Origin of the sequence: Pseudoalteromonas sp. A41-2 (assembly GCF_015767615.1) — a bacterium.
Lineage (GTDB): Bacteria > Pseudomonadota > Gammaproteobacteria > Enterobacterales > Alteromonadaceae > Pseudoalteromonas > Pseudoalteromonas lipolytica.
This window is the reverse complement of record NZ_CP065231.1, coordinates 2,743,129-2,768,376: the sequence shown is the minus strand read 5'-3', so window position 1 is coordinate 2,768,376 and position 25,248 is coordinate 2,743,129. Positions and strand designations below refer to the sequence as shown.

Sequence of the window (25,248 nt, the reverse complement as noted above, 5' to 3'; positions counted from 1 at the left end):
TAGTGTATGGCGTTATAGGCTTTCTATTTTCGCCTTTTGCGCTAATAGTTTGTCTTTTGCATCTGTAAACTCAGCAAGTTTAGCGTGCTCTTTAGCAAGAACTGCTTCAGGTGCGTTGTTCACAAACTTTTCGTTGGCAAGTTTATTTTGTACTTGCGCTAAGCCTTTTTCAGCTTTTTCTAGCTGCTTAGCAATACGACCAAGCTCAGCTTCAACATCAATTAAGCCAGCCATTGGGATCATGATTTCCAAGTTGCCAACATACGATGTTGCACACGCTGGTGCATCGTCTTTATTTTCAAGCAGCGTGAACGCTTCAAGCTTAGCAAGTGATGCTAAGAATGCTTCGTTATCAGCTAAACGGCGCGTGTCTTCATCTGATGCATTAGCCAGTAAAACCGACAATGGTTTACTTGGGCTAATATCCATTTCACCACGGATATTACGGATAGCTAGAATGAACTGTTTAACCCACTCTAGGTCGTCCATTGCTTGGCTGTCGACGTTTGCAGCTGTGTATACAGGGAAAGCTTGCACCATAATACTGGTGTTTGCAGTTTCAATACCCGCCAGCGGTGCAACACGTTGCCAGATTGTTTCTGTGATATAAGGCATCATTGGGTGCATTAAGCGCAGTAAGCTTTCTAATACCGTGATAAGAGTATGACGCGTACCACGTTGTTGTGCTTCGTTGCCTTTGAATAATACCGGCTTAGTAAGCTCTAAGTACCAATCACAGAACTGGTTCCATGTGAACTCGTAGATAGTGTTTGCAGCAAGGTCAAAACGGTAGTTTTCTAGGTGCTCTGTGTAGGTTTTAACCGTGGCTTCAAATTGACCTAAAATCCAACGGTCAGCTAGTGAATACTGCTTTTCAGCCTCAGTATTAAAACCACAATCTTGCTCTTCCGTATTCATTAATACGTAACGGCTCGCATTCCATAGTTTATTACAGAAGTTACGATAACCTTCAAGGCGGTTCATATCCCAGTTTATGTCACGGCCTGTTGAAGCCATTGCCGCTAATGTGAAACGTAGGGCATCTGTACCGTGTGCTTCAATACCATTTTCGAATGTTTTACGGGTATTCTTTTCAATCTTCTTCGCAAGCTGTGGCTGCATCATGTTGCCAGTGCGCTTTTCAACGAGACTTTCAAGGTCGATACCGTCAATCATATCGATTGGGTCAAGTACGTTACCTTTTGATTTAGACATTTTGTCGCCGTTTTCATCACGGATAAGACCGGTGACATAAACGGTTTTAAATGGAACTTGTGGCTTGCCGTCTTCATCTTTGATGAAGTGCATGGTCATCATGATCATACGTGCAACCCAGAAGAAGATAATGTCGAAACCGGTTACCAATACATCTGAAGGGTGGAAGGTTTTTAAATCATCTGTGTTTGCAGGCCAACCCTGTGTTGAGAAGGTCCACAGTGCTGATGAAAACCATGTATCAAGTACGTCTTCGTCTTGTTTAAGCGCCACGTTATCAGCAATGTTATTGTCGCGGCGAACTTCTGCTTCGTCACGGCCAACATACACGTTACCTTCGTTGTCGTACCAAGCTGGAATACGATGACCCCACCAAAGTTGACGTGAAATACACCAATCTTGTACGTCGTTCATCCACGAGAAGTACATGTTCTCATATTGTTGTGGTACAAATTTAATGTCGCCGTTTTTAACGGCTTCTTTGGCTGGTTCTGCAAGCGGTGCTACACGCACGTACCATTGGTCTGTTAGTAGAGGCTCAATTACCACACCAGAGCGGTCACCGTAAGGAACCGTTAGGCTGTGGTCTTCAATTTTTTCTAATAAACCCAGTTCTTCAAATTCGCTCACAATTGCCTTGCGCGCATCAAAACGGTCAAGACCGTGCAAGCGTTCAGGAATAGGTGCATCAAGCGCCAGCTCTTTACCGTCGAAAGTATAGCTTTCGCCTTGGCTTAATACTGCCGCATCTTTGTTGAAGATGTTGATCATAGGCAGTTGATGACGTTTGCCTACTTCGTTATCGTTAAAGTCGTGCGCTGGCGTGATTTTCACACACCCCGTGCCTTTTTCCATGTCGGCATGTTCATCGGCAACAATAGGAATACGACGATTGACGATAGGCAGTAAAATTTCTTTGCCGATCAGGTCTTGGTAACGCTCATCATCAGGGTTAACAGCCACGCCAGTATCACCTAACATGGTTTCTGGACGCGTTGTTGCTACGATGATGTAGTCTTTACCGTCTTGTGTTTTTACGCCATCAGCGAGTGGATAGCGAAGGTTCCACATATGGCCTTGCTTGTCTTTATTTTCAACTTCAAGATCTGAGATGGCTGTGTGTAACTTAGGATCCCAGTTTACTAGACGCTTACCACGGTAGATTAAATCGTCTTTATGAAGACGTACGAACACTTCTTTTACGGCTTCAGATAGACCTTCGTCCATAGTGAAACGTTCACGGTCCCAATCGACTGACGCACCTAAGCGACGTAATTGTTTGGTAATTGTGCCGCCAGAGTGATTTTTCCACTCCCAAATTTTGTCGATAAATGCATCACGACCTAAGTCATGGCGTGTTTTACCTTCTTCGGCAGCAAGCTTACGCTCAACCAGCATTTGTGTTGCGATACCTGCGTGGTCGGTACCTACTTGCCATAATGTGTTGTTGCCTTGCATACGCTTTAAACGTGTTAGCGTATCCATGATAGTGTCTTGGAATGCGTGGCCCATGTGTAAGCTACCCGTGACGTTTGGTGGCGGGATCATGATTGAGTATGCGTCACCTTGGCCAGATGGTTTAAAGTAGCCTTTTTCTTCCCAGTCTTGATATAAAGACTGTTCAATATCTTGCGGATTGTAGGTTTTATCCATTACACAGAACCTTAAATAAATGCTTAAATGTCAATTTCTTGCGTTGCAATATGGGCGCCCAGTTGGCGAAGCTTTTTAAACCGCTCACGGGCAGCTTGTTTAGCGGTTGGCTCAACGGGAACAAAGTCAAAAACTTGCTGAAAACGGCGAATAAAATCCGGCAGGTGTTCAGCTAAGTTGATTAATATCTTTCTGTTGCCGACAGGTGGCGTCATACCAATTTCTACTGGAGCGCCGCCTTTAGGGCCTTCACCTTGTAGGTTGTGTGGTATGAAACTATCTGGTTCAAATGACCAAATGATGTCGTCGATTGTGTGGGCCGTGTCGATGTTATCGGCGTAAATAAATACGCGATGACCAAGACGATACTGATCCGCAGCGATTTTAGCGGCAAGATCAAAACACGCTTTATCAGCTTGCTGGCTGTTATCATCTTGTTTTAGAACGTAAAATTGTGCGTTCATGCTCATTGTGACGGGCGTCCCCACAGATACACAGATCAAAGCAGAGATTTTGACATAGAACGCGTATTGCTTCAATTAATAAGGCGCCATTTGGCGCCTTATTTAGCGTTACTTACTCTGTAAATAACGTGCTTAGTCGTGGCTTGCTTCGCTAATGCCAGCACGGTTTAGTAAATACTGTGTCAACATTGGCACCGGACGACCCGTTGCACCTTTGTTTTTACCACCACTGCGCCATGCTGTACCAGCGATATCTAAATGCGCCCAATTGTATTTTTTGGTGAATTTAGACAAGAAACACGCAGCAGTAATTGTCCCAGCTGCACGGCCACCTAAGTTGGTGAAATCAGCAAATGGACTTTCAAGTTGTTCTTGATAATCATCCCACAGTGGCAACTGCCATGCGCGGTCGCCACTTTGCTCAGATGCTTTAAGTAAGTCATGGGCAAGCGGGTTATGATTTGAAAGTAACCCCGTTGCATGCGAACCAAGCGCAATAATACAGGCACCCGTTAAGGTGGCTACATCGACCACGGTATCGGGTTCAAAGCGCTCAACATAGGTGAGTGCATCACACAGCACTAAACGGCCTTCTGCATCGGTATTTAATACTTCAACAGTTTGACCTGACATTGTCGTTAAAATATCACCCGGACGATAAGCATTTGAACCAGGCATGTTTTCACAACCAGCAAGCACACCAACCACATTAATAGGTAACTGCATTTGAGCCAATGCGCGCATTGTGCCAATAACCCCAGCGGCACCGCCCATGTCGTATTTCATTTCATCCATGGCTTCGCCTGGTTTGATTGAAATACCGCCAGAGTCAAAGGTTAAACCTTTACCAACGAGTACGATAGGGGCTTGGTCTTTGTCGGCACCTTGGTATTTAATTACCGACATCACAGACTCGTTCGCACTACCACGGCCGACAGCAAGGTATGAATTCATGCCAAGCTCAGCCATTTTTTCTTCACCAATAATTTCAACCGTGACATTGTCAAAGTTGTCGGCAAGCTCTTGTGCTTGCTCACCTAAATACGCTGGGTTACAGATATTAGGTGGCATATTGGCAACGTCTTTACATAATTTACTACCGGCTGCGATAGCTAAACCATGCTCAATTGCACTTTCGCCAATCGTGAGTTCACGGCGTGTCGGTACATTGAAGACAATTTTGCGTAATGGTCGACGAGGGTCGCTTTTTTTACTTTTAAGCTGATTAAATGTGTATAAACAATCTTGTGTCGTTTCAACGGCTTGACGTACTTTCCAATAAGTATCACGGCTTTTAACGTGCTGCTCTGTTAAAAAGCATACCGCTTCCATAGAGCCTGTCTCGTTCAGCGTGTTAATGGTTTTAGAGATGATTTGTTTATATTGTTTGTCGTCCAACTCTCGCTCTTTACCACAGCCTACAAGTAAAACGCGTTCGCTCAGTACATTGGGTACATGATGCAACAACAATACTTGACCTGGCTTACCCTCAAGGTCGCCACGGCGCAGTAAATTTGAAATATAACCATCGCTGATTTTATCTAGCTGTTCACCAATGGGCGATAAACGACGTGGCTCATAAACGCCAACTACAATACATGCGCTACGTTGTTTTTCTGGACTACCACTTTTTACGCTAAATTCCATTGTCACTCCTGATTTTGAGTCGTATAACCTTAGTAAATAAGGGTAAGAAATTCATTTTCGAGTCCTTTCTTACATTTTTTAGTTTATTAACACTAATATTAGCTCATAAACTATGACTCTATTTACGTGTTTTTGAACTTTATCTTATTGTGAATATCAATATCACATAATAGATGCCATCTGTACTATAAATGCAAGATTATATGTTCTTGCTAGGTATGATATTTAATTGTGATGGCATATAATAAAGTGAGTAAAATAACTAGTTTACTCAAAATTTCTTACTATTCCAGTGAAACACGATGTTTAACAGGGGCGAGCATTGCTAATTTTCCGTTATTTGACCACTGAAGTCTTAAAGTCGCAGGTCGCCGTATTTTTAACTTTAATGACCATTTTTGTGTCGCAAAAGTTTGTGGTGATTTTAGGTGATGCCTCAGATGGAGGGCTTCCTGCAAAGCTTGTGCTTTCGATGATCGCGTTAAAACTACCGCAGCTTGCGTCGCTTATTCTCCCTTTGAGTATCTTTTTAGGCATTATTTTGGCCTATAGTCGTATTTATGCCGATAGCGAAATGACGGTGTTTAGAGCCTGTGGCGTCAGTGAATGGTATGTTGTGCGCGTCACGCTTATTTCAAGTACAGCGATGGCCATTCTTGCGGGTGCCTTAACACTGTACATTGCACCATGGGCGAGTGAGCAAGAGTATCAATTAAAAGAACAAGCAAAAGCCGATGCTGGTTTGTCTGCACTTCGAGCGGGTCGTTTTCAGCAAACAGGCAACGAAAAAGCCGTTGTCTTTATTCATAATATTGAAAACGGTGGTAAAGAACTTCACAAAGTTTTTGTTGCCCAGTTACCTGACCGTGAGAAAGGTGATTTGGCACGGTTAGTCTACGCAGAGCGTGGTGTCGTGATTGAACAAGATAACGGTGAGCAACAACTTATTTTGAATGATGGTAAGCGTTATGAAACAGACGGTGAATCTGCGGCGCTTAACCTGACAGAGTTTGATGGTTATAGCGTACAAATCCAAGACCAAGAAATTGAACATCAACGCCGTAAATTAGAAGCCGTACCAACGTTTGATTTATTTAAAATGAAAAGTGTAGAAGCGGTTGCTCAGTGGCAGTGGCGTATTGCAATACCGCTTTCGATTCCACTGCTTACTTTACTGGCCGTTCCGCTTAGTGTGGTTAACCCACGACAAGGTAAATTTGCTAAATTAGTGCCTGCAATCAGCTTGTATTTAGGGTATTTCATCCTTCTTAATGCCGCTAAATTTGCTGTTGAAGATGGTAAAATACCACCTTCAATTGGGCTGTGGTGGATTCATTTATCTGCCTTGTTTATTGGTGGTTTATTGATTATCAAAGGCCGCCCGCTCGGCGCATGGTTAAAAGCAGTGGTGACTAAGCGGGAGTTAAGCGCATGATGAAAACACTCGACTGGTATTTAGGCCGCAGCATTATTCAAACTACAGGATTTGCATTAATGGTGCTGGTTGGTATCAGTACCCTTATTAAATTTATTGAACAGTTAAAATCGGTTGGGCGTGGCAGTTATGATATTGCGACAGCACTTATTTACACTGTGTACAGCATGCCGGGAGACTTGGTTATTTTCTTTCCGATGGCAGCGCTCATTGGTGGCTTAACGGGACTCGGTGCTTTAGCATCAAACAGTGAGTTGGTGGTGATGCAGGCCGCGGGCATGTCGCGTTTACAGATTATTGCGTCGGTAATGAAAACTGCCATGTTTATGGCTATCTGTATGATGGCGCTTGGTGAGTGGGGAGCGCCCGAAGCACAGCTTAAAGCGAAAGAAATACGCAACCACGCTATTAACGGGGGCGATGTCTTTAATGCCAAACAAGGTGTATGGGCAAAAGATGGCAGCAACTTTATAAATATAGAAGATGTTGATCAGCAAGGCGTATTGCGTGGTGTACATATGTATCATTTTGATAAGTCATTGCAATTAACTCAAATAACGAAAGCAAAAGAAGCCGTAAACCGAAAAGATGGTTGGCTGTTGCGTGGCGTTAATAAAGTTAAAATCACGCCAGAACAGATTAGCACTGAACAGCAAACTGAAGAGTTTTACGATTCACAGTTAACAGCAGAAAAGTTAGGGGTTGTATCGGTAAAACCAGAAGCGTTATCGTTTACTGGACTTTGGTCATATTTGAGTTACCTAAAACAAAATGAACAAGATACTAGCACCTATGAGTTAGCATTGTGGCGCAAAGTAATGCAGCCTGTGTCTATCGCGGTGATGTTATTAGTGGCGTTGTCGTTTATATTTGGCCCACTGCGAACCGTTACAATGGGCGCTCGAATCATTATGGGGGTTATAACCGGCATTACCTTCCACTTAACCAATGAAATATTTGGCCCTGTGGTGATGGTATATCAAATTCCAGCGGTTGTCGGTGCGGTGTTGCCAAGCATTCTATTTATTGGTTTTGCGACCTACTTGCTAAATAAGCGTGTGTAGTAAACGTACTTAAATTACAAAAAAAGCGTGACTATCTAGTCACGCTTTTTTGTATCTACTGTATCGCTTTACCAATCAGTGATTACACCAATAAGCTTAATTAAGCGAACTGCGCCTAATCTAATGAGCGATAAATGCGTTTATTTTCTTCTTTTGTGAGCGTAATTACTTCTGTTTTAGCTATGTAATCTTGCAGTGCACGTTTGTTTTTAAAATCAATCAGCACCACTAAATTACCCAAACCTAATAAAGCACAGATTGCTCTTAGCGCACCTTGTTGCCAGCTAATCAGCTTACCATCGAGGGTTTGTACTTTTAAGCGCCATGCGCGCATGCCTATGGTTTGCCCGCTTTTAGCCCAAAAGTAACTAAAAAATGCCACGCTCACTAACACCAGTAATCCACTACGGATGCCATAAAGCAAAGGGGAGTTTTGAATATACGCTGAGACATCCTCAGCATTGCCAATACTCAACACATCAAGTGAAATAAGTCCCTGAACAGCCAGTAGGTATAGCACAGTTGTGAGCATTGCAAAGGCAATCACAACCAAGGTGTCGTAAATTAACGAGGCAAAACGGCGCCAAAAACCGGCACGAGGAAACTCAGCTGACATAAACACTCTCATCCTATTAAATTGCGCTGTAGTTTAGCAAAGTCCTTAGCAAACAAGAAATACTTAGCGAGGGTTTCGCTTGTCGACAAGCAGGTCTGACCTGCTATAGTTGAAAAAATAATAAAAAAGAGAGCCCTTCTATGTCTGTTTCTTCGAGTGAAACCCACGTGGTATTTAATCAACCCAAACCGCTTGAAAACTATAACGCGTACGAGGCTGACGACGTGTTGCAGTATTGGCAAAATTGTTTTGCGGGACAATGGGGAACAGCGCATCTTTCTGCTTTTGGGCAACAGGTGGGAGGGGAACTGTTACAAGCTGGGTTCTTGGCAAATAAGCATTTGCCTGAACTTAATACACATAACCGCTTTGGTGAGCGTATTGACCATGTTGATTACCATCCAAGTTATCATCAGCTTATGCAGCATGCCATAGCGCAAGGACACTGTGCCTTACCTTGGCAGCAAAAAAAGCAAGGCAGTCATGTTGTACGCGCGGTGATGGCTGTACTACATAATCATGCTGACCCAGGGTCAGGTTGCCCGCTAACGATGACCTTTGCGAGTGTGCCTGCTATTGCCAGTCAAGCCAATATCGCTGAAGTGTGGCTGCCAAAAATACTGGCCAATCATTATGATGGCGACAACAAGCCGTGGTTTGAAAAACAAGGTGTTACGATTGGTATGGCCATGACCGAAAAGCAAGGAGGCACCGATGTACGAGCAAATACCACCAAAGCAACACCACTAAATGAAGGCGGTGCAGGGCAGCTTTACGTGCTTGAAGGACACAAATGGTTTTGTTCAGCCCCCATGAGCGATGCTTTTTTAGTGCTCGCCTATGCTCCTAATTCGCAATTGTCGTGCTTTTTAGTGCCGCGCTGGCTTGAAAGTGGTGAAAAAAATGCCGTCTATATTCAGCGTTTAAAAAATAAATTAGGAAATCAGTCAAATGCCAGCTCTGAAATCGAGTTTAGATCAGCGCATGGCTGGATGTTGGGCGAACCTGGCAGTGGTATTAAGACGATTATTCAAATGGTCGCACTCACACGGTATGACTGTATGCTCGGCTCAAGTTCATTGATGATGCAAGCAGTAAAAGAAGCGGTATGGCACACATCAGAGCGCGCTGTTTTTGGAAAAAAACTGCATCAACAGCCATTAATGCTGAATGTCTTAGCTGATTTAGCCTTGGAAGCAGAGGCAGCGTTGGCAATCTCGATGCGGATTGCCCACGCAATTGATAAACAAGACGATGATAGCGAAGCTGCACTCGTTCGCAGTGCGACTGCGATTGGAAAGTACTGGATTTGCAAGCGTGCAGTTCAGCACACCTTCGAGGCGATGGAATGCATTGGTGGAGTAGGTTATGTGCAAGACAATATTGCCAGTCGCCTTTATAAAGAAGCCCCTGTTAATTCAATTTGGGAAGGGTCAGGTAACGTGCAATGCTTAGATTTAATGCGCGTGTTTAACCGCGAGCCAGAATCGTTAACGGCGCTTATGAAGGAGCTTGAAAAAGCACGTGCACTAAACAGTGATTACGCCGATAAGCTTAATGAATTGCAGGCATTACTAACCGATACGTCACATTTAGAAATACAGGCTCGGCGGATCATTGAGCGCTTAGCACAGCTTTGGCAAGCCGCAACGCTCTTGCAGTTTGGTGAACCCATTATCGCACACGCATTTGTAACAAGCCGTTTGAAAGGTCCTCACTTTTCGCAGTATGGTTGTTTAAGCCATGAAATAGACTGTCAGGCCATTGTTTCTCGAATGATGCCAAAGCACGCTGGTTAACAACTTGTTTAATAATTGTGCGGTTGATTCATCAGGCCGCATAAAACGCTTGCTGCCTCACCCATTCTTTGTATAATGCTTGGCATAGAGACAAAAGCAGTTAAAAAGCTTATTGCTCTAAAGTGGTTTTTCTTTATCTTCTCGTGTTTAGAAGGTTAAAGAAAAATGAAGCCAGTGTGATGGAATTGGTAGACATGACGGATTCAAAATCCGTTGCCTTCGGGCGTGGCGGTTCAAGTCCGCCCACTGGTACCACTTTTTAACCTCAGCACCTTTTGCTGGGGTTTTTTTATGTCTGAAATAAATCAGTTATGTGTCTTATGTTGTGTGTTCGCGTTTTTGAGTAACACACGGGGCGTGGCAATTAGGCAAGTAAAGTCTGCGCACCGTGTCTTTTTGCCACCGTACCTTTTAACCACTGTATCTTTTAGCCATCGTATCTTTTAACCACCGCAACTTTAAACATTCGTGCCTTTTGCAAGAGGAGGGATAAAGACAGCTTTCAGTATAATGCCATGGCTAACCTTTCATTCATTTTCTTCTGGCATGCTCTGATTGCCCCTATAAAATCCTTTTTGTTCTATTATTAATCACAGGTGTTCAAACAATGTTGAGTAATTAAATAACCCCTGATTTTGTGTGTCTACTTGATTGAAAATTAATCATAATGGACTAGAGTAGCATGGTATTTATAGGCTTCATGTAATACAATTTGAAACCTTAACTTTAAGTTAAGTCAAACACTTAGTGCATATAAGATAAGGCGGGAAGCGTGGGTACATTCGACCTAAAACGTATTGTTGAAAGTATATCTAATCTTAAAAGTGAAAACTTTTATAATGCTATATGCCTCTCTTTGTCAGAAGTGGTGGGTGCGTCACACGTTTTTTTAGCTCATGTTGATGAAGACACCATGCAGGCAACAACGCTAACGTTGGTGGCCAATGACGAAATCGTTGAAAACATTAGTTATGATATTCGCTGCACGCCTTGCAACGATGTAAGTTGCGGCGGTATCTCGAGCTATAGCTCAGGCGTACAGCAATTATTTCCAGACGATAAATTACTCGTTGATATGGGTATTGAAGCGTATGTCGGGGTGCCCTTGCAGAGTATGTCTGGTAAAACAGATACCATTCTCGTTGCACTTTTTCAGCATGCAATCAGTGATGCCATGCAAATTGAGTCTTTCTTTTCCTTATTTACAGGCCTTATTCAACGAGAGATTGAAAAAGATCGCTTTATTGCCAAGTTAGATTTTGCCAATCAATTGATAGAACAAAGTCACGAAGCTATTTTTATCTGCAATGAAAATGTCGAGATCATATACGCAAATACTGCATTTACGAATATGACTGGCTATTCGTTCGACGAGATTATAGGAAAAAATCCTAAAATATTGAGTTCGAATAAGCATGCATCGCATTTTTATCGTGCCATGTGGCATCACATTGATACCGAAGGTAAATGGTCTGGTGAGATCATGAATAAGAACAAGCAAGGGGACTTATACACCCAGTTTTTATCAATTACTAAAATGGTTAACAATGGTGAGGTGTGTTACGTCGCCTTCATTCTCGATATCACAGAGAAAAAAGAAGCTGAGCGGAAAATTTATTTTCATGCAAATCATGACCAACTGACGGGCCTCACAAATCGCTTTTATTTTAAAGAACGTATTTGTGATTTAATTTCGGCACCGTCGCATCAAAATGATGTTAATACGCACTTGGCAGTGATTTATTTTGATGTTGATCGATTTCAAGATATTAACACCGTATATGGCTTAACCTTCGGGGATAAACTGCTATGTGAAATAGCAAATCGGCTGGCATATACCTTTAAAGAGTGTGCATTTTCACGCATCGATGGAGACAGCTTTGCAATATTACAGGCCTATCAGGATAGCCATGAGCTTGAACTTGTCTGTAAACAAATTAATGCTTTATTAATTGAGCCTTTTTCTATTGGCGGTATTCGTCAGCATGTAACAGTGACACTGGGTATCAGTCATTATGAATATAATAATGTACTGACATCGCAGGTTAAAATTGAAAAAATAGCCCGTCGTCTTATTAGGCAAGCTGAGCTGGCTAGCTTAAACGCAAAACAAACAGCGGATCCATATTTACACTTTTGTACTGAAATGGACGACAAGGTTAAAAAACACAATTTACTGGTAGAGCAACTGACACAGGCTGTTAAGAACAACGAGATAGAGGTTTATTTTCAACCAATTATTGATATTGAAAATAACACAGTTGCTAAATTCGAGAGCTTAGTCAGGTGGCAAAACCAAGGGCAGTGGGTGTCGCCTGTAGAGTTTATACCATTAGCGGAAGAGTCGCGTGTCATAATTCCACTCGGTGAATTGGTGTTAATAAAAACGTGTCAGCAAATTAAGGCACTTGAAGCACAAGGGTATGATCAACTGGTATTTAATGTTAACCGTTCATTATTTGAGTTTGCAGAGTACAACCCTGAACGCAATGTGTGGATTGACATCATAAAGAGTCAAGGTGTTAAGCCTTCGCAAATATCGTTTGAATTAACTGAAAGTGTACTTGCCCCCGAAAATACCAATCACCTCGACGTGCTTACTCAACTTAAAGCAGCAGGGTGTTTAATTTCGTTAGACGACTTTGGTACTGGTTACTCATCGTTAAGTTACCTGCGTCGTTTTCCGGTTGATGTGCTCAAGCTCGACAAGTCGTTTATTGATGAAATACATGTTGATTTAGCTGACGAAGCCTTAGTTAGGTCAATCATTCAAATGAGTCGTGTACTGGGTATTAAAGTGGTTGCTGAAGGGGTTGAAGAATACGCTCAACTTGAAGTGTTAACGGATGCTGGTTGTGACTATATTCAAGGTTATTACTTTTCAAAACCTTTGCCACCCAGTCAGATACTTCCTTTTTTAGAGCAATTTGCTAGAGACCGCTGAGTATTCGCGGTATGATTTTGGTATACACAAACGAGCAAATGTAACTATGCCAAAATTAACCGCTAAGCAAAATATTCAGGCGATTGTCAGTGCTATTAAAACAGAAGAACAAGCACTGAGAGCGAAATACCCTGTTCTTAATCAACAAAATAGTATTGCTTTGGTTATTTTGTTGTTGTCACTATTGTCATTAATTGGTGTCGCGTCACTTTATTATATGAGCCTCATTCCCGCGTGGTTGTGTATTATTTTAGCGGCTGTGATTACGTCTATTTCTCACGAACTTGAACATGACCTTATTCATAAGCAATATTTTAGTAAACGTCCTTGGCTTCATAATTTTATGATGCTGGTTGTGTGGTTAATGCGACCAAATACGGTGAACCCGTGGTATCGACGTAAAATTCATTTGCACCATCATAAAGTCTCAGGAACCAATCAAGACTTAGAAGAACGTTTGGTCGGTAATGGCATAAAAAACCCGTTTGTTAGGGCTGTGGTGATTGTTGATGGTTTGTTGGGATTAGTAATCAACAGTAAGCGCTTTAATAAAGAAATTAAAGGCTTTAAGTTTTTGACCGTATTTAACGCGGGGTTTCCAATTGCGACCGCCTATTTCGTTATTTTATATGGGGTAATCGCGTACTACTTACTGCAGTTATTTATGCCGTTAGAATCTATGTTACCTAGTTGGGGGGGAGATGTGCTGGCGGTTGCTGAGTTTTTGATGGTGGTGTTAATAATACCAAATATTATTCGTTCATCATCGCTCAATTTTATTACTTCATCGATGCATTACTACGGTGGTGTAAACAATGTGATTGAGCAAACTCACGTGATTAATAGTCGCTGGTTTATACCTTTTCAATTATTTTGTTTTGACTTTGGTCGTACCCATACTATTCATCATTTTGTGCCAAATCAGCCGTTTTATATTCGCCAACTTATTAGTCAAAAAATACTGCCTATTATGGCGCAGCACGGGGTAAGATTTAATGACTTACGCAGTATCAAGCGTGCGAATCTATACGAAACTAAACAAGAGGGAGTTTAATATGCAAATCACGGGTCGTTGTCACTGTGGTGAGGTAACTTACCAAGCACAAGTTGATGAAAATAAAGTATTTAACTGTCATTGTACCGACTGTCAAATAATTTCAGGGGCACCATTTCGTACCGTTGTTATGTCAATGCCCGATGCTGTTACATTCACGGGTGCTATACCAAAAGAATATATAAAAATCGCTGAAAGCGGTAATCAAAGAGCGCAGGGGTTTTGTGCTAATTGTGGTACTGCTTTGTACGCGACCTCAGTCGGCGAAGGCGAGCGCATTTATGGCTTACGTTTAGGGGCTGTTGAGCAAGCCGCTGAGCTTATTCCAAACACACATATTTGGTATCGTTCTCATAAACCATGGCTTGATAACTTAGCGGATATGAGCACATTTGAAATCACGGCAGCCAGTCAATAAGGGGCTGTACTATTTATTGTTGATAGTTACGTCATTGTTGATAGTCACGTCATTGTTGATAGTTACGTCATTGTTGATAGTCACGTCATTGATAGTCACGTTTCGGCCACTCAAGTAACCAAATAGCGCGCATAACAGGCTTGATACAATACATAGCCATAGCGCGCCAGCCCAATTATTAAAAAAGCTATGTAATGTACCGGCCAAGATTGGCCCTGTTGCGGCCAGTAAATAGCCGATACATTGCGCCATACCTGATAAAGCAGCAGCTTGCTGCGCATTATGAGTACGTAAACTCACAAACGATAAACCTAAAATAAAACAAGCACCTGAGCAAAATCCTAAGGTGACAGACCAAAGCATAGCGAAGCTTGGGGCGTACAATAATCCAAATGAACATAGCGCACCTAATAAGGCCAAGCTAAAAGTGAGTATTCGCTGATCATTTAGTTTTGCTAATAAGGGAATAAGCACGATACCGGGTAATGCTGAGGCAACTTGAAACGCACCTTGCAAGGCTCCAGCGTGTTCAGCTGTATGACCAAACTCAATCAAAATACTCGGCAGCCAACCAAGCATAATGTAAGTAAAAAATGAGTTAAAACCGAGTAATAGTGTTATTTGCCATGCTAATGGTGAATGCCAAACTTTCGCCTGAGTGGTGTGCGATACCTGTGCTTTGCCAGGCATCGTATGCTGTTTTAACTGAGGAAGCCAAACAACAATGGCCAGTAACACCAGTAATGAGTAACTGGCTAAAGCCACTTGCCAGCCTATTTCTTTGTATTCTGCAAGGGGAGTGATCAGTGCTGAATAACTCCCGCCAAATATGCCCATTGCAAGTACGTAGCTTGACGTCATTACCGCCACTTTATGCGAAAAATCACGCTTAATAAGACTTGGCAATAATACATTACCAATCGCAATACCAACGCCAATCACGGCGGTGCCAATAAATAAAACACTTGCAGAATCAATCAGGCGAGACAAAACACCCACGCCAATCAGGAGCAGAGCGATAAACAACGACAGTTCCAGACCATATTTTTTAGCCAAGCTTGCTGCCATGGGGGAGGCAATGGCAAAGGCTATCAGGGGTAAAGTGGTCAACATACCGGCTTGCGATGCTGTGAGCTTAAATTGCTCAATAATCTGTTCAAGTACTGGCGCAATGCCTGTGATGGGCGCGCGTAAGCTGGCTGCAATAAGAAAAATGCCAAGCACTAATAAAAGGGTGCGAATTGCGTTTTGAGAAGATGGCACGCTGTTTAGACACTTAAGTAAGAGATAGAACTATCATACCTAAATACTAAACAGCGTGGGTGAACTATGAGATAGCTCACCAAATAATGCGGTCACTTAAAACTGATAACGTGCTGATAACATTGCGTTACGGGGTCTTCCTGGAAAATAGCGATCGCCGTTAAAGCTCGTGTAGTCTGCTCGTTCAGCATAGTGCTCATCGGTTAAGTTGTTCACGCGCAGAGTGACAGCAAACGTAGGGGTAAGCTGCCAAGCTGCTGTTAAATTAACCAGCGAGTGGCCTTCGTAACGATGAAGATTTTCAGGGTCGGTAAAATAGCCGCTGGTGCTGTAGAGCTCAAGCGCTACCCGTGTCATATCATTAGCCTGCCAAAGTAATTGTAAGTTAGCGATATTACGCGGGGCGGTATCGACCTCATTGCCATTGATATTAACCTCACCTAATAGTTGGTCATAGCTGTAGGTATGTTTAGCGTGCGTTGCAGCTAATTGCATTGAGATAGTGGGCGTAATGGCGTAGGCGAGTTCAAGCTCAATGCCGCGATGCTGGGTTTGCCCATCATTGACATAGAAAAAGTCACTGTCGCGGAAAATCGTATTTTCTTTATTCATAGCATAAGCACTTATCACGTAATGGAGTTGTGCTTGCTGACCTTTGAAGCCAAATTCCAGATTTTTTGCAATTTCTGATTTTAACTCAGCAACGCTTTGTTCACGCTGAAGCTGATAAAGCTCAGCCGCTTGCGGCGCTCGAAAGCCTTCAGACGCATTGGCATAAATAAAGTGATTATTGGTAAATTGGTAGCTTATGCCAAGTTTAGGTGAGAAATTAGCAAAGCTATTAATACCGCTTTCTGGGCGAGAATAGCGACAGCCACCCATTCCGCACGGGGTGCCATCTTCTTTCGTGCGCCCTGCGAGCATATGGTTCGTGTAATCATAACGCATGTGTTCGTATCGGCCCCCTACAGTGACTAATAGTTCATCATATTGCCAGTCTAGGTTTATAAATGGTGCCAGTAAGCGACTCGTAACCTGATAGTCATAATGTTTACCCTGAGGGACTGTTGCGACCAAAAAAGCAGAACCCTCTGTTGGCTTATCTTGGTATTGTAAAAAATCGGCATCGGTAAGCTCACCATCAAAGCCCACGGTAAGCGTACTTGCGTTTGCAAATTGGTGCTGCCACATTGATTGTATACCTACGCCTTGTTGCGCGTTTTCTTCCAAAGGCGTGCCGGGTAAAAAGTGTTTAAAAAAGGTCATGCTTTGGTCGCGCAGGTAAGGGGTTAGCGTGAAACTATTGTTGTCGTCTTTTGTCCAATTTAACTTGGACCACACACGCATTGATTGTGCTTTTCTAAAGGCATCGGGGTTTGGATTTGACTGTGCAATGTCTTCATCTTTGTAGCTTTCAAAGCCTTCAATATAGCCTGCGGTTTGTTGATCTAAATGCGTATAAGTAAGGCCGCTATTGAGCGTGAAATTGTCAGCATCATAACGATGACGCATGGTCACTTTTTCTTGGTCAACCCCTTCATCATCACGGTAGCCTGTGTCGCGAGTGATACTCACATTAATACCAAGGCCTTGTTTGCCAAAGTCGTGACCTTGCCCCAATTTATAGCGGCTATAGCCAAAAGAACCGTAGTCTAAACCAAGTGTGGTGTGATCATAGGTTGTATCGGGCGTAATAACGTTAATAACCCCATGGACTGCATTGGAACCATAAAGAGCTGAGCCTGGGCCTTTTAATACCTCAATGCGCTCAGCCATTTCTGTGTGCGCTTCAAATAATTCGTTAATATTACAAAAACCAGCGGCACGCAGGGGAATACCATCTTCTGCTGTGAGTATCCCACCGCAGGCCCCTGCGCCCGATAGCACTGGCGAGCGAAGAGCGGGTAAGTACTCTTGTCCATTACCATGTTGTAAGTTTGCACCTGCAACCTGTTTAAGGGCTTGTTGAATATGCGTGGGCGCAATGAGTGATAATTGTTGTTTAGAAATACTGCTTACAACCACAGGAAGTGGATCAGCAAGCACTTCAGTACGAGAGGCGGTGGTAGTGATATGCTCAAGTTCATTTGTTGCGGCAAATGTATGGCAGCTAATTGAAAGAGAGCCAATAAGCGCTGAGATTAATGACAACTTCATGAAAACCCTTTGATTAAACAACGACAACGAGAATCAAAGGGTAACTGCTTTTAACGGTGTGTAAAAGCTTTCGCGATTAATGAATTGCTTTTCGTCGCAGACACACAGCCCCCAAAAGTAAAGCGATAAGCCAAAATAGGCTACTGCCACTGTGCCCCTTTTTATGGCTGACATTGGCAATTTTCTCGTCTTTAACGCGAATTTTAAATTGACCTAATTCGCTATCTAGATTTCCTATCATGTCGTCAACAGCAGCATTAAAACTTGCTAGCGATTGCTGTTTCGCGACCTCATCGATACCAATTGCTGTACTTCGTTTCTCTGCTTTATGGATGCCTGGCGCACGGAACAACATTTTTCGGCTTTTAATATCAAATACCGCGGTATCGACGAATGTTTGCACCGTGTTTTCATTACCCGGAATGACATATAGACCAACAATGGTGAGGTATAAGAAGGCTGCATTATTTTCTAAACTTTGTGACACTTGGTCATACGACACCAGCGCCATAATGTCCACATCGTATAAACGTGATACCTGCTCTAAAGTAGTAAACCCCTCGCCTCCCTTTAAGTAGGTACTTGGGATGACTTCGATACGGTCAATATAGTCATACTGCATAAATTGTTTTTTAACTTTGTTGAGTAGTGCTATTTCGTCACTATGATGGAGGCCGTTGTTGTATTTGTTAGGAATAAAGGCAATACCCACTGTGGCGGGTAAGTTTAGAGTGGGCACACTGATTTGTTCGGTTGCTCGTTGTTGATCTGGGTATAAGTAGTCAACCAATGAGCTAGATTGAGTTTGCTGATTACCGTGTTGACTCAACATGGTACTGCAGCCAGTAAGCGTAAATATCACAATGATCAAACACCACTTTAATGAATTCATAAACGATCCTTTTTTATAACGTGTTCGAAAACAATGGGTGTAATTTTGGTTTTTTAATCACAGTCATTGTTCCTAATTGAAGCTTTCATTCAGACAGAGAAAGTCATGAAAAGTGCCAAAGAAGTTTAAAGAAATGTAAAGATTGTTTTTATAACGTATTGTTATTTATGATCTTGTTATTTTTAATTGTAACCCTTCATCTATGATTCAGGCTTGCTTGATAGGCTTTTCAACAAGAGCAAATGCAGAGGGTCTCTATTATGAATAAAATAATTACTATCTCGTTAGCCGTGCTAGGTTTGAGTTTGGTGCCTATAGAAGCGAGTGCTAAACATGATCGTGACCATGACAGATACGAGTACAAACACGAACGTAAAAAGCACCATAAACACAAAAAGCATCATAAGCATCATCGCCATGACCGTGATTGTCATCACGATAGGTATGACCGCTATAGCTACCGTGATTTACCACCCGGTTTATACAAAAAAGTAGGTTATGGCGGTGGATTACCACCAGGTTGGTACAAACGCTATCATCATGGTGATATTCTCGACAGAGATATTTATCGCCACGGCCGAGTAATAAAGCGTCGCGATAGAAATGGCATTATTGCCATTGAAATTGATGACCGCTTAATACACTTAGTACATGACACACGAGAAATTTTATCCATCGTGTCGCGTCATCGTTAATCCTGTTTAAAGCCGCTTTGCGGCTTTTTTATACTCTTTCATTCCCAGTTCAGAAATAGTTGCTACGCTTAGTGGAATACATAAAAAGGAGAGCTCGTATGAAAACATTTTTAACAGTGGCTGTTTTAGGGCTTAGTATTGTTGCGACAGGCGCTTTAGCAAAGGACAAAGATAAGGACAAAGACAAAGGAAAAAGCTTACCGCCTGGTCTAGAGAAAAAACTTGAAAATGGTGGAGATCTTCCGCCTGGTTGGCAAAAGAAATACCGAAAAGGTGACATACTTGACCGCGATATTTATCGTCGAGGTAAGGTGATTAAATCGCGTAATAACGACCGATTAATTTCAATTCAGGTTGATGGCACCATTGTTCGTTTGGTAGAGGATACCCGCGAAATAGTCTCGATTCTGAGCCGATAAATTGTGCCAATGAGTTATATGAGCCATGCATTGAGTGTACTGTCTGTACTTTTGCTTATTGTCTCACTATTGCCATTTTCGTACTCCCAGCATTATTTAATTCGAAGTTGTGATTTTGTGCGGCTGCAAGTAGCGTATCTTGCAGGAGCATGTTTGCTGGGAGCAAGCGTGTTATTTTACCTCTCCAACAGCCATTATTTACTCGGTTGTATTGTTATAAGCTTTGTGGTTTTGCTACTGCAAGCGAACTGGATTTACCCCTACACATGGTTCGCTAAGAAAGAAGTTGTCTCAAGTAGTAAAGATGATGCTCACAGTATTCGCATAATGTCTGCGAATGTGCTGATGTCGAATACGCACTACGGCAAACTTATTAAACTGGTAAAAAACCACCAACCAGATTTACTCATCACGCTTGAATCTAATGAAACGTGGCAACAGCAGCTCAGTTGTCTAGAAGCAGATTACCCATATCGTATCTATTGCCCTAAAGATAATCGTTACGGTATGCATTTATACAGTAAGTTTGAAATTAAACACCAACAGGTATGTGAATTAATCGAAGCGGATATTCCTTCGATTCATATCGTATTTGAAGATGCCAATAATACAGAAGTTGAGGCGCACTTTATTCACCCAGCTCCTCCAAGTCCCACCGAAAAAGACACCTCGCGTCCTCGTGATACCGAGCTTATTATTCTGGCCAAAGCCCTTAAAAATAGAACGCGCCCTTGCATCGTTGCAGGCGATCTGAATGATGTTGCTTGGTCACGGAGCACGCGTTTGTTTATGCGAGTTTCTAAGTTGTTAGACCCGCGTAAAGGACGCGGCTTTTTTAATACATTTCATGCGGGTTACTTTTTTATGCGTTGGCCGCTTGATCATTTATTCCACAGTGATGAATTCAGTGTAAAACGAATTGAACGCCTTGCTAAGTATGGCTCTGATCATTTTGCACTATTAACTGAATTGACTTATGACCCCGCTGCTTCAAATCAAAAACAACATGAAGATATTGATAAAGATAAGGCGATTAAAGAGTTAAAAATGCCTATGGCATCAAAGCAGCAAGTTCCGACCTTTGATGAATGAGAAAGGGCTCAATGAGCCCTTTTAGTGTGTATTATTGGTTGATCATAATGGTTTTAATATTTACAAATTCGCGTAAGCCAAAACCACCATGCTCTCGGCCATAGCCACTGTCTTTCACTCCACCAAACGGCAAGTTTGGCTGAGCGAGTCCATAGCCATTTATATTTACCATTCCTGTATCAAAATGCAGCCTAGCCAGTTCAACAGCCTGTTTCTCGTTGCTAGAAAAAATACCTCCTCCTAATCCATAGCGCGAGTCATTGGCTATACGCATTGCGTCGTCATTATCTTTGGCGCGGATCAGAGAGGCCACGGGGCCAAATAGCTCATCATCGTAGGCTGGCATTCCAGGTTTTACATTTTCAAGTAAGGTCGCTGGGTAGTAAAAACCAGTGCCTGTTGGCATGCTGCCACCGACAATCGCCTTCGCTCCAGCATCAATAGAGTCACTTACTTGTTGGTGAAGCTGTGCGCGTAAATCTTCACGTGCCATTGGCCCAAGCCCTGTGTTTTCATCATTAGGGTCACCCAGTTTTACTTGCTCAAACTGTTCTTTAATACGTGTTTTAAAGTCATTATATACTGCGTCAACCACCACAAAGCGTTTCGCCGCGACACATGTTTGGCCATTATTGATAAGACGACCTTGGGTACATGCTTCAATGGCGGTATTAAGGTCGGCATCATCAAGGACAACGTAAGCATCATTACTGCCAAGCTCAAGCACGGTTTTCTTGACATGCTTACCGGCACGCTCTGCCACTTTTTTACCTGTGCTGTCACTGCCAGTAAATGTGACCCCGCGAATAGCGGTATGCTCAATTAATTCGCTGGCTGTTTTACCGTCGATTAATAAGTTTTTAAAGCAATGGGTTGGAAAACCAGCTTCGTTAAATAACTGCTCAATTTTTTCAGCCATTCCAAATACGTTACCGGCGTGTTTTAGCACGGTTGTGTTACCAGCCATAACATTAGCACAGGCATAACGAATAACCTGATAAAGAGGGAAGTTCCAAGGTTGAATACCTAAGATAACACCGATAGGTTGGTAGCTAATGATGGCGCGGCCACCTTGCATATCGCGTTTTTCTTCGGCGAGGACCTCAGGGCCTTGGTCGGCTGTGTAGCGACATATAGCAGCACAAAGTTCCGTTTCTTGTAAGCCTTGTTGATAAAGCTTGCCCATTTCGTCAGTCATTAACTGTGCTAATTCATGTTTATTATCGTCAATCAATTTTGCAAGTTGATTAAGGTATTTAGCTCGCTCTAATAAAGATGTCTCGCGCCATGATAAAAAGGTTTTATGGCATTTATCTATTTCAGCCTTAGCTTCTTGTAAAGACAAGAGAGTGTAGGTATTTAAAGTTTGCTCGTTTGTTGGATTGATTGTAGTTACTGTATCAGTCATCATTATCTCCTTACAAAATGTACATGACCTTGTGCAAAGCTAACACCAGCTTTTCAAATGTTTTTTAGATTTTTGTTTTTATTGGCTTTTATTTGTTTTTATCTGGTTTCTGTGTGTGTGGAAATATGTAAAAACTGCAAGAGGCTGCAAAACTTACAAGGATAGGCTATGAGTAATACATTGTTTAATACAGAGCTTGCGATTATCCAAGCGCCCATGGCAGGGGTGCAAAATGCACAACTGGCGGTTGCGGTGTGTGAAGCGGGAGGTTTGGGGTCGTTACCTTGTGCCATGCTCTCGAAAGAGCAACTGATTAACGAGTTGGACTATTTAACACACCATACTAATAAGCCATATAATTTAAACTTCTTTTGTCATCAAGTCAGCCCGTACAGCGAAGCTGAGCAACAGCAGTGGCATGAACTATTAAGCCCATATTTTGCTGAGTTTGAAATAGATGCATCGCAATTCAGTCGCAAAGCCTCACGACAGCCTGTTGATCAGCAGGTAATTGATACAATTGCGACTTATAAACCTCCCGTGGTTAGTTTTCATTTTGGCTTACCTAATCAAGAAATTATCGCGCAAATCAAAGCATGGGGTGGCAAGGTTTTGTCATCAGCAACGACTTTAGACGAAGCTCGTTGGTTAAAAGAGCGTGGTGTTGATGCAATCATTGCACAGGGCAAAGAAGCGGGTGGACATCGAGGATGCTTTCTATCGATGGATTTATCGTCACAGCCCAGCACAGAACAGCTCGTTCATGATTGTTTATGTTTGGATATACCGATAATTGCGGCTGGGGGCATTAGTACGCCAGAACAGGTAAAAATGTTTAAAGAGCTCAACGTGGCGGCAGTACAAGTTGGCAGTGCCTACTTGTTATGTGAAGAAGCAACGACAAGCGCATTACACCGTGAAGCATTAAAAACGACAGCGGCAAATAATACTGAGCTCACCACTCTTTTCTCGGGTCGTCCTGCGCGCGGGATACGAAACAGAATTATGCAAGAGCTTGGCGCAATGCCAACGCAAGCGCCTGCTTTTCCTTATGCCTCGATAGCCTTAACAGCACTGCGCTCGAGAGCAGAAGCACAAGGAAGCAGTGGTTTTTCACCGCTGTGGTGTGGTGAGTGTTTCAAAGCCAGAGAAGGCATTAACGCCAAACAAATAACCGCGCTATTAATGCAAGGGTGGCAATCTTGACGGATACTCAGTTACTGCCCTTGGGTGATAGTTACCATCACCTTGCTAATGAGTTTCGTAATAAGCTTGCGGGCATGATTGCACTCAAGCGATACGCTAAAGAGCATGTGCTGCTACAGCAAGGTGAGCAACAACAAGCGGGGTATTTAATTGTATCTGGAGTACTTGGCGCATTACATGTATCAGAGCAGGGCGCTCAAAAGTGCAAAGAGTTTTACTTTCAGGATGAGTTTGCACTGCTTTATGGCAACTGGCTAACCGAAACTAATGCGTTTTACCAACTTAAAGTAATGCGGGACGCTGAGCTTATCAAGGTGCCACTGACTTTATTTGATAACCCAGATTGGCAAGCAATGAAGCATAAATTAATCACTCAACAGCTATTATTTAAAGAGGCAAAAGAAGCCTTTTTATTACTGAATACGCCAGAGCAAAGGTATAAATATTTGCTGGATAACAAACCGCATTGGCTCGCACAATTGAGTTTAAATGAGGTCGCAATGTATTTAGGTATTTCAGCTATTTCATTATCGCGAATTCGAGGGCGTCTTAACTTAAGTTAATGTGCGCGATTTTAAGGAACATTACACTGCTGATTTTTCAGGAGTTGGTATGTTTATTTTATCGCAATGCTTGGTCGCTATTGCCACATTACTCGATTTAGCGTCATTTCAATTTAAGCAAAGGCAGTTTATTTTAGCCTGTTTGTTTAGTTCTGTGTTGCTCACTTCTGTGCACTTTTTTCTACTTGATAACTTAAGTGCCGCAAGCTTAATGCTCATAGCCGCAGTGCGCTACGTATATTGTATTTTTGCCCGTAAAACCAGGATGATGGTTATTTTCATGTTGCTGAGTATCACTGCTGTAAGCCTGACTTGGTATAACTGGGTGAGTGTTATAGCCCTCGCCGCAACCTTAATTCAGACTTATGCTTCGTTCCAAAGTAAAGACTTATCATTACGGCTGATGATGGTGGTAGGTACGCTATGTTGGATAACACATAACGCGCTCTTGTTTTCGCCAGTCGCAGTGGTGATGGAAACGGTATTTTTATTGAGTAATTTAGTCGGAATATGGCGCTATTATGCGCCGCCTAAAGCTGTATGAGTATCAGTAAGGTATTAGCACGGCATTATAAGCATACCGTGCTTTTCCATCGAAAAACCCTCAAAGCGTGTTAGCAATCAGCTTGAGTAAGTAGGTTTCTCGTTGAATAGATAAACCTTGTTTTTCGCTCATAGCCAAGGTTGTCTCGTTATGAGCGATGGCGTCATAAATATTAATCCACTTTGGTTGCATGCCATTTTGTACTTCGTAGTGCTCCATTTTGGGCGCGGCTAGCTCACCGTTGATCTCGCAAAAGTAGCAGTAAGATTTAATATGCACACAATCAAAATCATCTTTATACCACGGCCTAATTTCTTCGTATAAGCCTAGTGGGTGCGTTATGTTTATCTGTTGTGCACCGGTTTCTTCTGAAAGCTCTCTGTACAGGCCTTGTTCAATACTTTCACCGTTATCGACTCCACCACCCGGTAGACTATAGTCATCATAACGTGCGGTGTATAAAAGCAGTATGTGTTCACCTTTTAGCACGATTGCACGCGCGGTGTTGCGAATAAATACCGAACCATAATCATTACTTAGGCTTGGATGAATAACTTTTCTTAATAATTTCATTTAATTACAACGTAGCAACTTCGCTAAAGTACAGCTTAGCTTAATATTTGGTGAGTTATGATAACGTGTTATGAATATTTAATTCATTATAATTACCCCAAATTGAAACTTAATGCGATAATATAGT

The 25,248-nt window shown here is 42.5% G+C and carries 21 protein-coding genes and 1 tRNA gene; 13 read left to right on the top strand and 9 right to left on the bottom strand.

Annotated elements, in window-relative coordinates; genetic code table 11:
• Positions 1-12 precede the first annotated feature (12 nt).
• The 3 genes from IT970_RS12465 to pepA form a co-directional block, all read right to left on the bottom strand.
• Positions 13-2,868: a valine--tRNA ligase gene (locus IT970_RS12465; RefSeq protein ID WP_065979700.1), complete on the bottom strand. Its 2,856-nt coding sequence runs from the start codon at positions 2,866-2,868 to the stop codon at positions 13-15.
• Positions 2,869-2,891: 23 nt separating this feature from the next.
• Positions 2,892-3,338, bottom strand: a complete 447-nt coding sequence (locus tag IT970_RS12460) for a DNA polymerase III subunit chi (protein WP_036966161.1) — start codon at positions 3,336-3,338, stop codon at positions 2,892-2,894.
• Positions 3,339-3,464: 126 nt separating this feature from the next.
• Complete coding sequence (gene pepA, locus IT970_RS12455; RefSeq protein ID WP_036966165.1) at positions 3,465-4,979, bottom strand: leucyl aminopeptidase; 1,515 nt, start codon at positions 4,977-4,979, stop codon at positions 3,465-3,467.
• 322 nt (positions 4,980-5,301) lie between these two features.
• Here pepA and lptF point away from each other — a divergent pair, with 322 nt between their 5' ends.
• Both lptF and lptG read left to right on the top strand, forming a co-directional pair.
• Positions 5,302-6,414, top strand: a complete 1,113-nt coding sequence (lptF, locus tag IT970_RS12450; protein ID WP_036966168.1) for an LPS export ABC transporter permease LptF — start codon at positions 5,302-5,304, stop codon at positions 6,412-6,414.
• Positions 6,411-7,478: an LPS export ABC transporter permease LptG gene (gene lptG / locus IT970_RS12445; RefSeq protein ID WP_036966171.1), complete on the top strand. Its 1,068-nt coding sequence runs from the start codon at positions 6,411-6,413 to the stop codon at positions 7,476-7,478. Before lptF ends, lptG begins: the two co-directional genes overlap by 4 nt.
• A gap of 115 nt (positions 7,479-7,593) precedes the next feature.
• Here the strand turns inward: lptG and IT970_RS12440 are convergent, their stop codons facing one another.
• Complete coding sequence (locus IT970_RS12440) at positions 7,594-8,094, bottom strand: RDD family protein (protein WP_036966174.1); 501 nt, start codon at positions 8,092-8,094, stop codon at positions 7,594-7,596.
• Between the two features lie 140 nt (positions 8,095-8,234).
• Here IT970_RS12440 and IT970_RS12435 point away from each other — a divergent pair, with 140 nt between their 5' ends.
• The 5 genes from IT970_RS12435 (at position 8,235) to IT970_RS12415 (ending at position 14,309) form a co-directional block, all read left to right on the top strand.
• Positions 8,235-9,893, top strand: coding sequence for an acyl-CoA dehydrogenase family protein (locus tag IT970_RS12435; protein ID WP_196857387.1), 1,659 nt, complete (start codon positions 8,235-8,237; stop codon positions 9,891-9,893).
• Positions 9,894-10,063: 170 nt separating this feature from the next.
• Positions 10,064-10,148, top strand: a tRNA-Leu gene (locus IT970_RS12430).
• A gap of 517 nt (positions 10,149-10,665) precedes the next feature.
• The gene (locus IT970_RS12425; RefSeq protein WP_196857386.1) at positions 10,666-12,837 is read left to right on the top strand and encodes a putative bifunctional diguanylate cyclase/phosphodiesterase; all 2,172 of its coding nucleotides are present in this window, start codon (positions 10,666-10,668) and stop codon (positions 12,835-12,837) included.
• A 46-nt stretch (positions 12,838-12,883) separates the two neighbouring features.
• A complete protein-coding gene (locus tag IT970_RS12420; protein ID WP_196857385.1) occupies positions 12,884-13,891 on the top strand; it encodes a fatty acid desaturase in 1,008 nt (335 codons plus the stop codon).
• 1 nt (position 13,892) lies between these two features.
• Positions 13,893-14,309 (top strand): GFA family protein, encoded by a 417-nt coding sequence (locus tag IT970_RS12415; RefSeq protein WP_074988923.1) that lies wholly within the window; start codon positions 13,893-13,895, stop codon positions 14,307-14,309.
• A 9-nt stretch (positions 14,310-14,318) separates the two neighbouring features.
• Here the strand turns inward: IT970_RS12415 and IT970_RS12410 are convergent, their stop codons facing one another.
• The 3 genes from IT970_RS12410 to rhlP all read right to left on the bottom strand — a co-directional run bounded on the left by IT970_RS12410 (position 14,319) and on the right by rhlP (position 18,621).
• Positions 14,319-15,572 (bottom strand): MFS transporter, encoded by a 1,254-nt coding sequence (locus tag IT970_RS12410; RefSeq protein ID WP_196857384.1) that lies wholly within the window; start codon positions 15,570-15,572, stop codon positions 14,319-14,321.
• 96 nt (positions 15,573-15,668) lie between these two features.
• Positions 15,669-17,729, bottom strand: coding sequence for a TonB-dependent receptor (locus IT970_RS12405; RefSeq protein ID WP_196857383.1), 2,061 nt, complete (start codon positions 17,727-17,729; stop codon positions 15,669-15,671).
• A 76-nt stretch (positions 17,730-17,805) separates the two neighbouring features.
• Complete coding sequence (gene rhlP, locus IT970_RS12400) at positions 17,806-18,621, bottom strand: rhombotarget lipoprotein (protein WP_196857382.1); 816 nt, start codon at positions 18,619-18,621, stop codon at positions 17,806-17,808.
• Between the two features lie 260 nt (positions 18,622-18,881).
• Here rhlP and IT970_RS12395 point away from each other — a divergent pair, with 260 nt between their 5' ends.
• The 3 genes from IT970_RS12395 to IT970_RS12385 all read left to right on the top strand — a co-directional run bounded on the left by IT970_RS12395 (position 18,882) and on the right by IT970_RS12385 (position 20,827).
• The gene (locus tag IT970_RS12395; RefSeq protein WP_036966195.1) at positions 18,882-19,316 is read left to right on the top strand and encodes a hypothetical protein; all 435 of its coding nucleotides are present in this window, start codon (positions 18,882-18,884) and stop codon (positions 19,314-19,316) included.
• Positions 19,317-19,414: 98 nt separating this feature from the next.
• Positions 19,415-19,735, top strand: coding sequence for a hypothetical protein (locus IT970_RS12390; protein WP_196857381.1), 321 nt, complete (start codon positions 19,415-19,417; stop codon positions 19,733-19,735).
• Between the two features lie 18 nt (positions 19,736-19,753).
• Positions 19,754-20,827 (top strand): endonuclease/exonuclease/phosphatase family protein, encoded by a 1,074-nt coding sequence (locus IT970_RS12385; protein ID WP_196857380.1) that lies wholly within the window; start codon positions 19,754-19,756, stop codon positions 20,825-20,827.
• A gap of 31 nt (positions 20,828-20,858) precedes the next feature.
• On the opposite strand, the gene IT970_RS12380 is transcribed toward IT970_RS12385, so the two are convergent.
• Positions 20,859-22,235: an NAD-dependent succinate-semialdehyde dehydrogenase gene (locus tag IT970_RS12380; protein WP_196857795.1), complete on the bottom strand. Its 1,377-nt coding sequence runs from the start codon at positions 22,233-22,235 to the stop codon at positions 20,859-20,861.
• 168 nt (positions 22,236-22,403) lie between these two features.
• On the opposite strand from IT970_RS12380, the gene IT970_RS12375 reads away from it, so the two are divergent.
• From IT970_RS12375 to IT970_RS12365, 3 genes are read left to right on the top strand one after another with little or no spacing between them, the layout of a single operon-like run.
• Positions 22,404-23,441 (top strand): NAD(P)H-dependent flavin oxidoreductase, encoded by a 1,038-nt coding sequence (locus tag IT970_RS12375; RefSeq protein WP_118844597.1) that lies wholly within the window; start codon positions 22,404-22,406, stop codon positions 23,439-23,441.
• Positions 23,438-24,004 carry a Crp/Fnr family transcriptional regulator gene (locus IT970_RS12370; protein WP_118844596.1) on the top strand — a complete coding sequence of 189 codons (567 nt, stop codon included), beginning with the start codon at positions 23,438-23,440 and terminating at the stop codon, positions 24,002-24,004. The genes IT970_RS12375 and IT970_RS12370 overlap by 4 nt, the downstream gene beginning before the upstream one ends.
• A 49-nt stretch (positions 24,005-24,053) precedes the next feature.
• Positions 24,054-24,548: a YgjV family protein gene (locus IT970_RS12365; protein WP_118844595.1), complete on the top strand. Its 495-nt coding sequence runs from the start codon at positions 24,054-24,056 to the stop codon at positions 24,546-24,548.
• Positions 24,549-24,608: 60 nt separating this feature from the next.
• Here IT970_RS12365 and IT970_RS12360 read toward each other — a convergent pair whose 3' ends face one another.
• Positions 24,609-25,121, bottom strand: a complete 513-nt coding sequence (locus IT970_RS12360) for an NUDIX hydrolase (RefSeq protein WP_036966217.1) — start codon at positions 25,119-25,121, stop codon at positions 24,609-24,611.
• Positions 25,122-25,248: the final 127 nt, after the last annotated feature.